Source organism: Nocardioides sp. NPDC057577, from assembly GCF_042801335.1.
GTDB lineage: Bacteria > Actinomycetota > Actinomycetes > Propionibacteriales > Nocardioidaceae > Nocardioides.
On the sequence record NZ_JBHVGB010000032.1, the window covers coordinates 1 to 13,330 of the forward strand.

The window sequence follows — 13,330 nt, forward strand, 5'->3', positions numbered from 1 at the left end:
GGCGCTGTCACGGCACTGATCGGCGTGCTCGTCTTCGACACCCTTCCCGGTCTGGTGATCGGCATCGTCGCCTCGGTCGTCCTGCTCATCGCGCGCACCTCTCGACCACACATCGCGCCGCTGGCCCCGGTCGGGGGCACCGATGACGACAGTCCGTCAGCGCACCCGGGACTGTGGGTCGACCAGAGTCGCAATCCGGCGTACGCAGGGCTCCCGGGCGTCTTGGTGGTGAGGGTCGAAGCGCCCCTGCTGTTCGTCAACGCCGACTTCGTACGCGAGCGGGTCCGTGAGCTCGCCACGGATGTGCCGGACCTTCGACTGGTCGTGCTGGACGGGCGGGCAACGCCGTCGATCGACGTCACCGCCACCGAGATGCTGACCCAGCTGCGTGCCGATCTACAGCGCCTCGGCGCCGATCTGGCGCTCGCCGGCGACGTGGGCCAGGTGCGCGACGTCCTGACCGAAGCCGCCGAGGAAGGCCCGCCCTTGGTCTACCCGACCGTCGAGGACGCCCTCGCGGCGGCCGCCCGACAGGCGGCTACTGAAGAGCCGCCGTCAGGCGCATGACGTTGTCGACGTACGCGGCCCCGCGCCCGCGCCGCGCCCGGTAGTCGTCGAGCACGCTCTGCAGGTGGACCCGTCCATCACAGCGACCCCACTCCGTCGCCGACCATCTTGACCCCGAGCACGACGAGGAGGACGGTCATGATGGCGGCGTTGTGGGCGATCATCCAGACCTTGATGCCCTCCAGCAGGCGGGCCGCGCGCTCACCGGCGACCAGGTAGATGCCGAACGGCACCAGCACGCCCAGGCTGGCGACGAGGGTGAAGACGGCCATCGCCACGATCCGCTCGCCGGTCACCGCTGTAGCTGTCGCGATCGTGCTGGCCGCCGAGACCACGAGCAGCAGGTTCTTGGGGTTGACCGATCCCAGGAGTACGCCCGTGCCGAACGCCTTGAACGCGTTGAACTCGTCCAGCGCCGCCATCCACGACGGGGTCGGCGCGGGCTCCCCCTCCTCCGGCCTGCCCCGCCAGCTGCGTACGGCGAGCACGAGGAGCAGAGCTCCGAGGACGATCTTCAGCAGTGACGCCCAGGTCGGGGTGTCCGCGTCTCCCGACCCGGCCGCACCGACGAGCAGCGCGACCAGCGTGCCGAGCACGAAGATGCCCGACAGCCACCCGGCGACGAAGGCCGCGCCGTTGGAGCCGGCGCGGCGGCTGACCAGCATCAGGACCAGTGCGACGATCGGCATGGGGCTGACGAGCACACCCACGGCGATCGGCAGAGACTCGCCTATTGCTTCACCCATGGCCAGACTTCAGCGCGGCCCGGGTCCGCCGGCCTCACCTTCTCCGGGTGAGAAACGTACGCACCTGCTGCACGAACCAGGCGATGACCGGATCCTCGACGATCAGCCGGCCGAGCAGCGCACCGCCGACGATGATGCCGCCGAAGCCGATCAGCCAGGTCGAGAGCGACAGGATCACGCCCAGCATGCCGAACTGCTCGGCATTCGACTCGACATAGGCAGGCATCAACCACGCCGAGCCTCGGCTGTAGAGGACCTGCACGACGCCGGTCAGCACCGCACCCGGGAGCAGCAGCCATCCCCGGGTGCGTCCGAACAGCAGCACCCAGCTGCTTCCCCACCACACGGCGCACGCGCCGAGCATCTGGAGGAACGGACGGAGCAGGTCCCCCGGATCGGTGAGCAGGCTGACGACCGTGTTGACCACCCCGAGGCAGGCCAGCCAGGCGACGACCCACAGCAGGCAGCGGCCCGCCCCCCGCAGGCCTCCGATGTGCTCCTCCTCCCAGACCCGCTCGAGCATCCGCTGCACGGCACGGCCGAAGGACGTCGCCGACACGATCGTGATCGCCAGGCCCACCGCACCGGTCTCCGAACGCACCTGGTCCAGGTTCACCTCCCCCGACAGCTGGCGTACGGCCTCGTCACCGACTCCGGTGACCTGCGAGACCTGTTCCAGGGCGTTCCCGGTGAGGTGGGGCAGGAAGGCCGCCAGCACGACCAGCATGGGCACCATGGCCAGGAGCGCCTGGGCGGCGATCAGCATGCACCGGTCGATGAACTCGATCCGAATGGTCTCCGTGGCCAGATTCCGCAGCAGAGGGACGTGGGCGATCAGGGCGTCCACCCGGCCCCGCAGGTCAGCCACGTTCACGTGAGCAGTGTTCCCCGGGGCACGACCACTCACCCTCGCCCGTTTCCGGTGACCGCTCCGGGCGCCTGGCCGCTTACCGTGGTCAAACCATCGTCCAGGCCGCTCACTGGAGCCAAACATGAACGAACACATGATCGACGTGATGCGCTCATGACCCGGATCCTCATCCGGGTGGGCTCATCGGTGTCGGACGACGTCATCGAGACCTTCCCCCACCTGACCCGGGCCACGCAGCGGGCGACGACCACCCTCGTCGGTGACCTCGCCGACGCCAAGGAGCTGCAGGGTGTGCTGGACCTACTCAGCTCTCTGGGGGTCGACGTCATCGAGATCGTCACCATCCCCGAGTAGCTCGACCGGGGCGCTTCCCGCGATGAGCGGCATCAGCCAGCGCTTCGCCGGGTCCGACTCCACGAAGACCGCGCGTACGAACAGACTGAACGGGACCGCCATCACGGCGCCGATCGGGCCCATGATCCACGACCAGAAGATCAGTGACACGAACGTCAGCGTCACCGAGAGGCCCACCGCCTCACCGACGACCTTCGGCTGGATCACCGACTGGATCACCACGTTCAGGAGGCAGTAGACGGCGATGACCGCGAGCATCAGCGAGAGGTCGCCGTCCAGCAGCGCCAGGATCGCCGGCGGGATCAGCCCGATCACGAAGCCGATGTTCGGGATGTAGTTGGTCAGGAACGCGAGCAGACCCCACACCAACGGCGCCGGCACGCCCAGCAGATAGAGGGCCAGGGTGTCGAGGACGGCGACGATCAGCCCGAACACCGTCGAGACCAGCAGATAGCGTCGCGTCCCGACCGCGAACGAGGACAGGGCGTCGACGATGCCCGGACGCCGGCGGCTGACCGAGGCGAGCTGACGCGGCAGCGCCGTCGCGTCGATCGCCATGAACAGGCACAGGGCCAGGATGAAGACCATCGTGGACAGCAGTCCGAACATGCCGTTGAGAGCACCCGAGACCACGGACAGCAGGTTCGAGAGGTCGAACGACTCGACGATCTTGAGCACCTCGTCCGTGCCGATACCCACCTTGGAGAGCCAGTCGGTCAGGTCATCGACGCGCTCCTTGGCGACACCGCTGTAGGTGGCCAGCAAGGTGCCGAAGCGAGCCACCGCGAGCACCACGCACACGCCGAGACCGACGATCCCGACGACGACCGCGATGATGGAGAGGGCGGTGGCGACGCCGGACGGGAGACGCCGCGCCAGCCAGTTCCGGGCCGGGTGGACGACGATGGTCAGCACCATCGCGAGGAACAGCGGTCCGATGATGCCGCTGGCCGCCTGCAGCCCGGCCACGAGGATCACCACCGCCGCGGATCCCAGCAGGACCGCCAGGACTCTGACCTGCGGTTGCCAGCTCATGGCCGAGTCTTCCGGGCTCTGTGTCCTGGGGCTCACGGCACCCATGGTCCAGCCCGTCCGGCCCGGCTGTATCGCCCGATAAGGGTGAGCGCGACAACCCTGCTGCGGGTATCCCTGGTCCGGTATATACGGGCCCTTTGCCTCCTTACTTTGCTGAAATGCTGCTGATTGGATGGTTGCGGGCATAGCCTTCGAGGAGATGGGGACACCGAAAGTTTGCGGATGGTAGATACTGGTTCTCGCGCCTATGTGGCGCCGACAAGGCTGCGCGTTCCGCGGATACAGCCCACCTTCGTCAGCCGGGATCGGCTTGCCGAGGATGCCGTAGGACGGTGCCGGATCACGCTGGTCTGCGCCCCCGCGGGATACGGAAAGAGCTTGCTCGTGGCCGACTGGGCCACCCGAGCCGCTGCCCGCGGTGAGTCGGTGGCCTGGTTGTCGCTGCACAAGCAGGACGACAGGCCGTACGAGTTCTGGTCGGCGCTGATCGAGGCCCTCGTCCTGGCAGGACTGCCCGGGAGGACCGAACAGCTCGACGGGCTGACTCCGCCCCGGCAAGTGACCGAACCGAGGTTCGTCACCAAGGTCGTCGAGTCCCTCCTGGTCGCCGGTGTGCGCTGGATCGTGCTGGACGACGTCCATCTCCTCCACGACGAGGCGCTGCGCGGACTCGACATCCTCCTCGCCGAGCTGCCGCCCGAGGTGGGGCTGGTGATGGCGTGCCGGTCCGAGCCGTCGCTCGCGCTCCACCGGCTGCGGCTCGACGGGTCGCTCTCGGACGTACGCGGCAAGGACCTCGCCTTCACCGACGTCGAGGCTCTGGAGCTGTTCGCGGCCAGCAACCTACCGATGACGGCCGACGCGATCTCGAACCTCGTCGGCCTGACCGAGGGCTGGGCCGCCGCGCTACGGATGGCGGTGGTCGCGGCCATGGTCGGCGGCGACGACCCCGCCGAGGTGGTCGCGTCCTTCGACGGCGACGTCCGCTCGGTGATCGAGTACGTCCTGACCGAGATCGTCCACCGGCTCGACCCGGAGCTGGTCGAGTTCCTCTACGCGACCTGCGCGCCCCACCACCTGTCCATCGACCTGGCCGCCCACCTCTCCGGCAAGCCTGACGCCGGCGCCCTGCTCGACCGCCTGTGCACGGCGAACGCGCTCGTCAGCCAGTCGGGCGACTCGGCGTGGTACCGCTACCACGCGCTGCTGCGGAGCTGCCTGCTCGCCGCACTGGCCCGTCGTGACGTCGAGGCTCCGGCGCGCCAGCACCGGGCCACCGCTGTCTGGCTCGACGCGCACGGCGAACCCGCGAGCGCGCTGCGGCATGCGGCGCGGGGCGGGGACCAGGACCTGCTTGACGATCTGCTGCGCGCGAACGGGCTTCACATGGTTCTGTCCGGCCGCGCAGATCTCGTACGCCGGGCCATCGCGTCCCGCGACGGGCTCGGCACCGACCAGCGGGTCGCGGTCATCGCCGCCCTGGCAGCACTTGAGGTCAACGACCTCCCGGCGGCCGACGACGCGCTGAGCGCCGCGATAGCCGCCGAGGCCTCCTCCGAACGGACGCACCGAGCGATGCTCGCCGCAGCCGTCGTCCAGCGGGCGCTCGCTGCGGGCGACGTCGTCGCGGCGCTGCAGGACAGCGCGATCCTCGACGTCGCCATGACCGGCGATACCGACGTCAACCTGGTCGTCCTGGCGCAGCGCGGACCCGCCCGGATGCGAGCCGGCGACTATCTGGGAGCCATCGACGACCTCGAGCAGGCGCTCGTGCTGGCCCGCAGCCATCGCTACGACCAGGTCGTGCTCGAGACCATGTCACAGCTGTCCGGGATGACCGGCGCCAGGTGCGACTTCAACGCGTCCATCGACTGGGCGAACCAGGCCATCGCCTTCGCCACCGAACGCGGATGGCGGGACTCGCCCCGGCTCGCCTACTCCTACCTCCTAGCCGCATGGACCGCCTTCCAGACAGGCGATGTCCAGGCGCAGAGGGAGTACGCCGAGCTCGGCCTGGGAGCGTTGGAGGGAGTGAACAACGTCGAGGTCGAGGTCGGCGTACGCAGCATGCACGCCCTGGCGACCTTCGAGGCCACGACGGGGCGCGACCGGATTGCAGCGGCCAAGACCTTCCGGCGGATCTGGCAGATCGGCTCGGCCGACCATGTCTCTCCCGCGCTGATCAGCTTCGCCACGCCCCAGGAGGTCAGGCTGGCCCTCGCCGTCGGCCACGACGACTGGGCAGCAGAGGCCGCGGCCCGCGTGCGCCGCCAGATGCCGGGCAGCGCCGAGTGCATGACCTTGGCCGCGCAGATCCTCGCCGCCACCGGGCGGGCACGCGACGCACTGGCCGAGCTCGAGCCGGTGCTCGACGGAACCCGCCCGGCGCACGTGCCGACGACCTTCGTCTACGCGCAGGTGCTGGCCGCGGCCCTGGAGTCCTCCCTGGACAACGACGTCCGTGCGTTCGACGCGCTCAGGAGGGCGCTCGAGTGGGCGGTCCCCAACAGGTTCCGCCGGCCGTTCATCGACCTGTGGCCGCATCTGGAGCCGCTGCTGTCGAGGAACCGCTCACGTTTCGGGCCCGCCGAGGACTTCGTCGCGGCTCTGCTCACTGACCACGCCGAGCTGGAGGACCGTGCCACCGGGGTCATCGGCACGCTGTTGAGCGCACGCGAGATCGACGTGCTCCACGATCTCCCGTCGCGGCTGACGATCCCCGAGATCGCGCAGGCCGAAGGGGTCAGCGAGAACACTGTGAAGACCCACATCCGCTCGATCTACCAGAAGCTCGGGGTCAACACGCGGTCGGCGGCGGTGCGCACCGCACGCGAGCGCGGGCTGATCTGACGCCTGCGTTCAGCGGACCTCGGGAAGCACGGCGCTCCGTGAGACTGCCGATACCAACGAGCCAATGGCGATCCCGATCACCAGGTTGATCAGCATGGTGACGAGCTTGGAGTCCAGGCCCGCGTCGGACGTGAACGGCCACAGCGCCGCGATGACGGTGGCCAGGCCGACGATCCACCCGAAGAAGGTCCGCGGCTGTGGTGTGGTCAGGAGGAGCACATGGGCGACGGCCGTGGCCAGCAACCCGCCGATCGCTGCCCAGAGGGCGTACCACCACGTCGAGGCGTCTCCCCAGGCTCCGTCGCCCTCGGGGGCGAGGATGGGTATGTCGAAGATGCCCCGGGCGATCACGATTCCTGCGACCGCGAGCAGGGCGGCCACCACCGCGGCGGCGGCGCCGCCCGCCCAGAGTCGGCCGGCGTTGACCGTGGGCTGCAGTCGTCGGGTGGGAGGTTGGTTCATCGCCATGATCAGTCTCCGTCGTCGGTCGGTTCTGTGGTCTCGGCGCGGAGGATCTCCTCGAGCTCCTCGGCGACCTCGTCGTCCAGCTCGGCGTAGACGAGCGTGGGGTTTCCGTGCTTCATGGCCGCGGCGACCGCGTCCGGGTCCCCGCCGCTGCTCAGCACGACGAGTGCGGACTTGCCTGGTCCGAGGTGACCGGCGACCTCGGTGAGCAGCTCGTCACCGATGCCGGCCTGCCTCAGCCGTTGAACCGCGGCCGCGGACGCCGCCCCCACAACGGCGCCCGCGACCGGGTTGAACACGAGGATCCCGAGAAGACCCCCGACCAACGAGCCCTTGGCTGCGGCGGCCGTCGTACGGTGACGGAGGTGGCCGATCTGCGGCTCCTCCGCACCCGGGAACCAGGTGAGCGTGATGGCGTCGTGAACCGTGAGCGCACCACGCTCCTGCAGGTCCTTGAGCCAGACCTCGGCGTCGGTGGCGCCCATGATCCGGTCGTAGACCCACGCAGTCAGGCTGGCCATGACGTCACTCGGCGAAGACCTCGCGCAGTGCCGACTCCTGCTCACTGCTGAGGTTGGTGAAGATCAGCTCGCCCTCGTGGCCCTTCATCGCCTCGTGCACCTTGTCGATCACCGCGTCGGAGGTCATCAGGAACAGTGCCGAGGTGCCGGGAGTGACCTGGTCGCGGACCTGGTTGATGAAGGCGTCGTCGATGCCGACGTCGGTCAGCGAGCCGGTCAGGGCACCGGTCGCCGCACCGACCGCTGCTCCCAGCAGCGGTACGAAGAAGATGAGTCCGAAGAGCATGCCCCAGAAGGTGCCGCTCATCGCCCCCATGGCTTTGGTGCTGGTCAGCTGCCGGGTCTTCGGCTTCTTCTTGCCGACCTCCCAGCGCACGGTCGCGGCGTCCTCGAGGACGATGAGGCCCTGCTTGACGAGCCCCTCGAGGTTGTTCACAGCCTCGTCTGCGCCTTCGGTCGTGTCGTACTTCCATACCGTCAGGGTCGCCATCTCACGTCCTTGCTGTCGTTGACTGCGTTCCTCTTCGACGATTCCGGCACGGTCGGCCTCCAGCATCACCCGAATTCGGTGAACCACGGTGCCGGTGGGATTCGTAGCGTGCTGTACGTGAGCAGTCGAGGAAGACCATGACAAGGGTCCTGATCAGGGTGAACGGTGAGCTCTCCCATGAGCTTCAGAAGGCGTTCCCCCAGCTGTCCGTCCAGGCGCATCGCGAGCAGTCGACGCTCACCGGCGACGTTCCCGACCAGGAGGCTCTGCAGGGTGTCCTGCACGCGCTGCGCGCTGATGACATCGACCTCATCGAGGTCGTCACCATCCCCGACTGACCCGACCGTGGAGGGCCTGGTAGGTCAGGCGAAGATCGTCTCCCAGTCGCGAGCCATGCTGATCACGGTCCAGCCCAGCCGGGCGCCGACCTCGGTGATCGGCTCCGGCTCGGTGAAGGTCTGTGCGGTGCTGACGTAGGAGAACTCGCGCTCGGCGTCGTCGTGGTCGACGAGCAGTGCGAGCGTCGGGCCATCGCCCGCCGCCGCCCACTCCAGCATCTCCCGGTCGCCGCCGGAGTTGCCGACGGCGAGGATCGGGCGCCGTCCGAGCTGGGTCTGGATGTTCGACACCTTGGCGGTGCCCTCGTTGGCGGTGCCGACCAGGCGCCCCGACCGGCTCAGGCGCGGCGGGTCCGGGGCGTAGTCGTACTCGATGAGCGTGCCCACCACCGCCTCGGGCGGCACTCCGTAGAGCTCCTGGCTGACGGCGCGGACGAACTCGGTGCCTCCCCCGGTCACGACGGTCACCGAGAAGTCGCGGCGCCGCAGCTCGTCGATGAGCTCGAGCATCGGTACGTAGGTGCAGGTGCGGTGCGGCCGCCCGAGGGTCGGGTGGTCGGCGCGAGCCATGAACTCTCGGGTCCGCGCGGTGAAGTCCTGGGGTGAGAGACCCGTGAAGAGCCCGGTGAGCGCCATCGCGATCCGCTCCAGCCCGATGTCGCCGATCGCCTGCTGGTCACCCGAGAGCAGCGCCGCGAACTCCGCCTGCTCCTTGATCGACGGGTCGGCCGCCGCGCTGGTGCGCAGCGCGTCGAGGAAGAAGTCGAGCTGGACGTAGGACGGACGCTCGCACCACAGGGTGCCGTCGTTGTCGAAGCAGGCCATCCGGTCGGCCACGGGCACGTCCTCGGAGGCGTCGAGGAAGGCCAGGACGGCGTCGCGGGTGGCACCCGGGCGCCAGGACGGCAGCAGCTGGTCGGTCACGGTGTCTCCTTCGGTTGCTGGGTCCCGGGGCGGCGTACGCATCGGAAGCCCATGTGGCTGGTGCCGGTGTCGACCATCTGCGGGCGACGGGCCGCGGGCCGGTAGCGCAGGCAGTAGGTGTCGGCGCACAGGTGCGAGCCGCCCTTGACGACCTTGCGGGCGATCCGGAACTGCGGCTGCGCGGGATCGAAGCTCTGCTCGGCGTCGCCGCCGCGCGGGTCGACGGGTACGCAGCAAGGCTTCGCGACCTCGTCGGGGTGCCGGTCGGTCCACCAGTCGCTGGTCCACTCCCACACGTTGCCGGCCATGTCGAAGAGCCCGAAGCCGTTGGCCGGGAAGCTCCCGACCGGGGAGGTGCGGGAGAAGCCGCTCTCGCGGGTGTGCCGCCACGGGAAGTCGGTTCCGTCCCAGGTGTTGGCCATGATCCGGCCCTCCGGTCGCGGCTCGTCGCCCCAGGTGAAGGCGGCTCCTTCGAGCCCGCCGCGGGCGGCGTACTCCCACTCGGCCTCGGTGGGCAGGTCGGCGCCGGCCCAGGAGGCGTACGCGAGGGCATCCTCCAGCGCGACGTGGACGACCGGGTGGTCGGGCCGGCGCTTGACCGAGCTGCCCGGCCCCTCCGGCGCCGACCAGCGCGCCCCCGGCGTCCAGGTCCACCACTGGCTGACGTGCCGGAGGTCGACCGGGCCGGGGGTCGGCGTGAAGACGAGCGAGCCCGGCTGCAGGTTCTCCGGCGGCGCGCCCGGGAAGTCGGCCGGGTCGACCGGCCGCTCCGCGACGGTGACGTAGCGGGTCTTGCGCACGAACCTCGCGAACTGCTCGTTGGTGACCTGGTGCGCGTCGATGGAGAACGCCCCGACCCGCACGCGGTGGGTCGGGGCCTCCTCCGGATAGTGGTCGTCCGAGCCCATCGTGAAGGTGCCGCCGGGAAGGTCGACGAGCGGGTGCCTGGTGATGAGTTGGCTCGCCATCAACTGCTCGGCATGCCGGCCTTGAGCTTCGCCAGCACTTTGTCGACGCTGAAGCTGGGCGGTTCCTGCCGACGCGGGAACTCGGCCAGCGAGCTCGCCATCTGCGCGACATACATCTGTGCCGGAACCGCGAGCCAGGCATGGTCGAGGACCCAGTCGTAGTAGGTGTTGGAGGTGATGTCGGCCCGCTCGTACGGGTCCGTGCGCAGGTTGAAGAACTTCGGCACGCGCAGCTGGACGTACGGCTCCGCCCACACCCGCAACGTGCCGGGGGCGCGCTGCTCGAGGAAGACCAGCTTCCAGTGGTCGAAGCGCAACGCGGTCAGGTCACCGTCGTCGGACACGTAGAAGAAGTGCTGCCGCGGGCTGGTGTCGGTGGCACCGGTGATGTAGTCGAGCTGGTTGTGCCCGTCGAGATGCACCCTGTACGTCGTGCCGGCGAGCTCCGTGCCCGCCTTCAGCCGGTCGGCGATGTCGGCGTCGCCCGCCGCGGCGAGAAGGGTCACGAACCAGTCGTTGTGGCTGACGATGCCGTTCAGGACCGTGCCGGCTGGGATGTGCCCGGGCCAGCGGACCATCGCCGGCACTCGGTAGGCGCCTTCCCAGTTGGAGTTCTTCTCGTTGCGGAACGGCGTCATACCGGCGTCCGGCCAGCTGTTCATGTGCGGGCCGTTGTCCGTGGAGTACATGACGATCGTGTTGTCGGCGAGGCCGTTCTCGTCGAGGTAGTCGAGCACTGAGCCGACCAGCTCGTCGTGGTCGAGCATCGTGTCGTGGTATTCCGACTGCCAGCGGCCGGCCTTGCCGCGGCTGCCGTCCTTGATATGCGTACGGAAGTGCATGTGGGTGGTGTTGAGCCACACGAAGAACGGCTTGTCGTTCGTCTGGGCTTCGCTCATGAACCGCAGCGCCTCCGGGACGACCTCGTCGTCGATGGTCTTCATCCGCTCCTTCGTCAGCGGACCCGTGTCCTCGATGCGCTGCCCGCCGTTGCCATCGGCCCAGGTGTGGATCACCCCACGGGGGCCGAACCGCTTCCGGAAGTTCGGGAACTCCTCCTCGGTCGGGTAGTCGGGCAGTTCCGGCTCCTCCTCGGCGTTGAGGTGGTAGAGGTTGCCGAAGAACTCGTCGAATCCGTGCATGGTCGGCAAGAACTCGTCGCGGTCGCCGAAATGGTTCTTACCGAACTGGCCGGTGGCGTAGCCAAGCTCCTTGAGCGCCGTGGCGATGGTCGGGTCCTCTGCGCGCAAGCCGATGTCGGCGCCGGGGAAACCGACCTTCGTGAGCCCGGTGCGGTAGGGGTTCTGGCCGGTGATGAAGGCCGCGCGGCCCGCCGTGCAGCTCTGCTCACCGTAGTAGTCGGTGAAGCGGACGCCCTCGGCGGCGATCCGGTCGATGTTCGGTGTGCGGTAGCCCATCAGCCCGTCGCTGTAGCAGCTCAGGTTGCTGATGCCGATGTCGTCGCCCCAGATGATCAGGATGTTGGGCTTGTCGGACATGAAGAACCTCCTCGTGGGTCTCCTCGGGAGGCTAGGCAAGCACGCGCGCGGGCGACCTCCCCCGACTCGGGTGACCTCCCGGACCACACAGTCGCGATGGAGTGGCGTCGTGAAGACGTGGCTGATCCCGACGATGCACGGCTACCACCGCTCCTGGCTGCGCGGCGATGTGCTCGCCGGGCTCGCGACGGGGACGGTCGTGATCCCCCAGGCCATGGCGTACGCCACGATCGCGGGGATGCCTGCCAGTGTCGGGCTCTACACGTGCTTGCTGCCGATGGCGGCGTACGCCCTGCTCGGCGGCTCACGTGCGCTGAGCGTCTCGACCACGTCGACCATCTCTGTGCTGGTGGCCAGCTCGCTGGCCACCTTGCCCGAGCGCGACCCCGACGAGCTCATGCGGGCCGCGTTCACGCTGACCTTCCTCGTGGGCGTCTGCCTGCTGGTGATGCGGCTGGCCCGGCTGGGCGCCTTGGTCGAGAGCATCTCCCCCGCCACCATGACCGGCATCCGGATCGGCGTGGGGCTCACCGTCGTCGCCAGCCAGCTGCCGGCTCTGCTCGGCCTGTCGGCGGACCCGGAGGCGGAGGGCTTCGTCGAGGAGCTGGCCGCGGTCGCCCGCGAGCTCCCTGAGCTCTCGGCGGTGACAGCCGTCGTCGGGGTGACCGCGATCATCGTGCTCCTGGTGCTCCGGCGGCTCGCGCCGGCCGTGCCAGGTCCGCTCGTCGTCGTCGCCGCGGGCATCGCGCTGGTGGCCGCCAGCGGCGTGGAGGACCGCGGCCTCGCCCTCATCGACCCGGTGCCGACCGGGCTGCCGTCGCTGAGCCTGCCGGTCGTCGACGACGTGATCGGGCTGCTCCCCGGCGCGATCGCCATCGCGCTCATGTCGTTCCTGGAGACGGTGCTGGTGGCGCGGACCAACCGGCGCCGCCGGGAGCCTGCCATCGACGTGGACCGCGAGCTGGTCGCCACGGGCATCGGCGCCCTGGCCGGCGGGCTCACCCAGTCTCTGCCCCCCGCCGGCGGGTTCTCGCAGTCGGCCGTCAACCTTCGATCGGGCGCCCGCACGCAGCTGTCCGGGCTGGTGACGGTGGGCCTGGCGCTGCTCGTCGCGCTCGCGCTGGCGCCCCTGCTGGCCGACCTGCCTCAGACCATCCTGGCCGCCATGGTGCTGGTGGCGGTGGCCGGTCTGCTCGATCCACGCGAGCTCGGGACGTACGCCGCTGTCGACCGGGCAGAGCTCTGGGTCGCCCTCGCCGTCGCTGCCGTCGGCCTGACCGGCGGGATGCTCCTCGGCGTCGCCGTCGGGGTCGGTCTCACCCTGCTGCTGGTCATCCGGGCGGTGAACCAGCCACGCGTGCGCCGGCTCGATCGCCCGTCGGCTTCGGCGGAGGTCCTCCCGCTCGTGCTCACCGGCGACCTCTACACCGGCAACGCCCAGGCCACCTACGACGCGGCGCTCGGGCTGGTCCAGGCCTCCGGGCCCCGAACGGTCACCCTCGACGTCTCCAGGCTCACCCACGTCACCATCCCGCTGCTCAACACTCTCCGCTCGCTGCGCGACGACCTCGCCTCGGACGGAACCGAGCTGGTTCTCCTCGACGTGCCCGACGACGTGCTTCCCACTCTCCGACTGGCACCGTGGTTCGCGGAGGCGGAGCAGGACGGATTCGTGGGACGAGCGGCCCCGCACGACTGATAA

The 13,330-nt window shown here is 69.4% G+C and carries 14 protein-coding genes; 5 read left to right on the forward strand and 9 right to left on the reverse strand.

What is annotated here, in order from left to right:
- Window positions 1–567, forward strand: a 567-nt coding sequence (locus ACFU7D_RS09265; protein ID WP_378866043.1) for an STAS domain-containing protein, incomplete at its 5' end; no start/stop codon positions are given.
- Between the two features lie 77 nt (window positions 568–644).
- Here ACFU7D_RS09265 and ACFU7D_RS09270 read toward each other — a convergent pair.
- Complete coding sequence (locus ACFU7D_RS09270) at window positions 645–1,313, reverse strand: GAP family protein (RefSeq protein ID WP_378866046.1); 669 nt, start codon at window positions 1,311–1,313, stop codon at window positions 645–647.
- Between the two features lie 34 nt (window positions 1,314–1,347).
- The gene (locus ACFU7D_RS09275; RefSeq protein ID WP_378866049.1) at window positions 1,348–2,187 is read right to left on the reverse strand and encodes a YhjD/YihY/BrkB family envelope integrity protein; all 840 of its coding nucleotides are present in this window, start codon (window positions 2,185–2,187) and stop codon (window positions 1,348–1,350) included.
- A gap of 150 nt (window positions 2,188–2,337) precedes the next feature.
- On the opposite strand from ACFU7D_RS09275, the gene ACFU7D_RS09280 reads away from it, so the two are divergent.
- A complete protein-coding gene (locus tag ACFU7D_RS09280) occupies window positions 2,338–2,538 on the forward strand; it encodes a hypothetical protein (protein ID WP_091047354.1) in 201 nt (66 codons plus the stop codon).
- Here ACFU7D_RS09280 and ACFU7D_RS09285 read toward each other — a convergent pair.
- On the reverse strand, window positions 2,485–3,573 hold the full coding sequence (locus ACFU7D_RS09285; protein WP_378866053.1) for an AI-2E family transporter: 1,089 nt from the start codon (window positions 3,571–3,573) through the stop codon (window positions 2,485–2,487). The two genes, ACFU7D_RS09280 and ACFU7D_RS09285, sit on opposite strands and share 54 nt — an antisense overlap.
- A gap of 384 nt (window positions 3,574–3,957) precedes the next feature.
- On the opposite strand from ACFU7D_RS09285, the gene ACFU7D_RS09290 reads away from it, so the two are divergent.
- The gene (locus tag ACFU7D_RS09290) at window positions 3,958–6,423 is read left to right on the forward strand and encodes a LuxR C-terminal-related transcriptional regulator (RefSeq protein WP_378866055.1); all 2,466 of its coding nucleotides are present in this window, start codon (window positions 3,958–3,960) and stop codon (window positions 6,421–6,423) included.
- A gap of 9 nt (window positions 6,424–6,432) precedes the next feature.
- Here ACFU7D_RS09290 and ACFU7D_RS09295 read toward each other — a convergent pair whose 3' ends face one another.
- From ACFU7D_RS09295 to ACFU7D_RS09305, 3 genes are read right to left on the reverse strand one after another with little or no spacing between them, the layout of a single operon-like run.
- Window positions 6,433–6,891 carry a DUF6069 family protein gene (locus tag ACFU7D_RS09295; RefSeq protein ID WP_378866057.1) on the reverse strand — a complete coding sequence of 153 codons (459 nt, stop codon included), beginning with the start codon at window positions 6,889–6,891 and terminating at the stop codon, window positions 6,433–6,435.
- 2 nt (window positions 6,892–6,893) lie between these two features.
- The gene (locus ACFU7D_RS09300) at window positions 6,894–7,409 is read right to left on the reverse strand and encodes a DUF1269 domain-containing protein (protein WP_378866060.1); all 516 of its coding nucleotides are present in this window, start codon (window positions 7,407–7,409) and stop codon (window positions 6,894–6,896) included.
- A gap of 4 nt (window positions 7,410–7,413) precedes the next feature.
- A complete protein-coding gene (locus ACFU7D_RS09305; protein ID WP_378866063.1) occupies window positions 7,414–7,899 on the reverse strand; it encodes a DUF1269 domain-containing protein in 486 nt (161 codons plus the stop codon).
- 137 nt (window positions 7,900–8,036) lie between these two features.
- On the opposite strand from ACFU7D_RS09305, the gene ACFU7D_RS09310 reads away from it, so the two are divergent.
- Window positions 8,037–8,237 carry a hypothetical protein gene (locus ACFU7D_RS09310; RefSeq protein WP_378866066.1) on the forward strand — a complete coding sequence of 67 codons (201 nt, stop codon included), beginning with the start codon at window positions 8,037–8,039 and terminating at the stop codon, window positions 8,235–8,237.
- 24 nt (window positions 8,238–8,261) lie between these two features.
- Here the strand turns inward: ACFU7D_RS09310 and ACFU7D_RS09315 are convergent, their stop codons facing one another.
- From ACFU7D_RS09315 to ACFU7D_RS09325, 3 genes are read right to left on the reverse strand one after another with little or no spacing between them, the layout of a single operon-like run.
- Entirely contained in the window at window positions 8,262–9,161 is a 900-nt protein-coding gene (locus ACFU7D_RS09315) for an HAD family hydrolase (RefSeq protein ID WP_378866069.1), read from the reverse strand.
- Window positions 9,158–10,129: a formylglycine-generating enzyme family protein gene (locus tag ACFU7D_RS09320; protein WP_378866071.1), complete on the reverse strand. Its 972-nt coding sequence runs from the start codon at window positions 10,127–10,129 to the stop codon at window positions 9,158–9,160. The genes ACFU7D_RS09315 and ACFU7D_RS09320 overlap by 4 nt, the downstream gene beginning before the upstream one ends.
- The gene (locus ACFU7D_RS09325; RefSeq protein WP_378866073.1) at window positions 10,129–11,628 is read right to left on the reverse strand and encodes an arylsulfatase; all 1,500 of its coding nucleotides are present in this window, start codon (window positions 11,626–11,628) and stop codon (window positions 10,129–10,131) included. Before ACFU7D_RS09325 ends, ACFU7D_RS09320 begins: the two co-directional genes overlap by 1 nt.
- Window positions 11,629–11,737: 109 nt before the next feature.
- On the opposite strand from ACFU7D_RS09325, the gene ACFU7D_RS09330 reads away from it, so the two are divergent.
- Window positions 11,738–13,327, forward strand: coding sequence for a SulP family inorganic anion transporter (locus ACFU7D_RS09330; protein ID WP_378866076.1), 1,590 nt, complete (start codon window positions 11,738–11,740; stop codon window positions 13,325–13,327).
- Window positions 13,328–13,330: the final 3 nt, after the last annotated feature.

Coding starts and splice junctions, on each gene's coding strand:
- ACFU7D_RS09270 (WP_378866046.1), bottom strand. CDS start 1,313: ATGGGTGAAGCAATAGGCGAGTCTCTGCCGATCGCCGTGGGTGTGCTC.
- ACFU7D_RS09280 (WP_091047354.1), top strand. CDS start 2,338: ATGACCCGGATCCTCATCCGGGTGGGCTCATCGGTGTCGGACGACGTC.
- ACFU7D_RS09285 (WP_378866053.1), bottom strand. CDS start 3,573: ATGAGCTGGCAACCGCAGGTCAGAGTCCTGGCGGTCCTGCTGGGATCC.
- ACFU7D_RS09295 (WP_378866057.1), bottom strand. CDS start 6,891: ATGGCGATGAACCAACCTCCCACCCGACGACTGCAGCCCACGGTCAAC.
- ACFU7D_RS09300 (WP_378866060.1), bottom strand. CDS start 7,409: ATGGCCAGCCTGACTGCGTGGGTCTACGACCGGATCATGGGCGCCACC.
- ACFU7D_RS09305 (WP_378866063.1), bottom strand. CDS start 7,899: ATGGCGACCCTGACGGTATGGAAGTACGACACGACCGAAGGCGCAGAC.
- ACFU7D_RS09310 (WP_378866066.1), top strand. CDS start 8,037: ATGACAAGGGTCCTGATCAGGGTGAACGGTGAGCTCTCCCATGAGCTT.
- ACFU7D_RS09320 (WP_378866071.1), bottom strand. CDS start 10,129: ATGGCGAGCCAACTCATCACCAGGCACCCGCTCGTCGACCTTCCCGGC.
- ACFU7D_RS09325 (WP_378866073.1), bottom strand. CDS start 11,628: ATGTCCGACAAGCCCAACATCCTGATCATCTGGGGCGACGACATCGGC.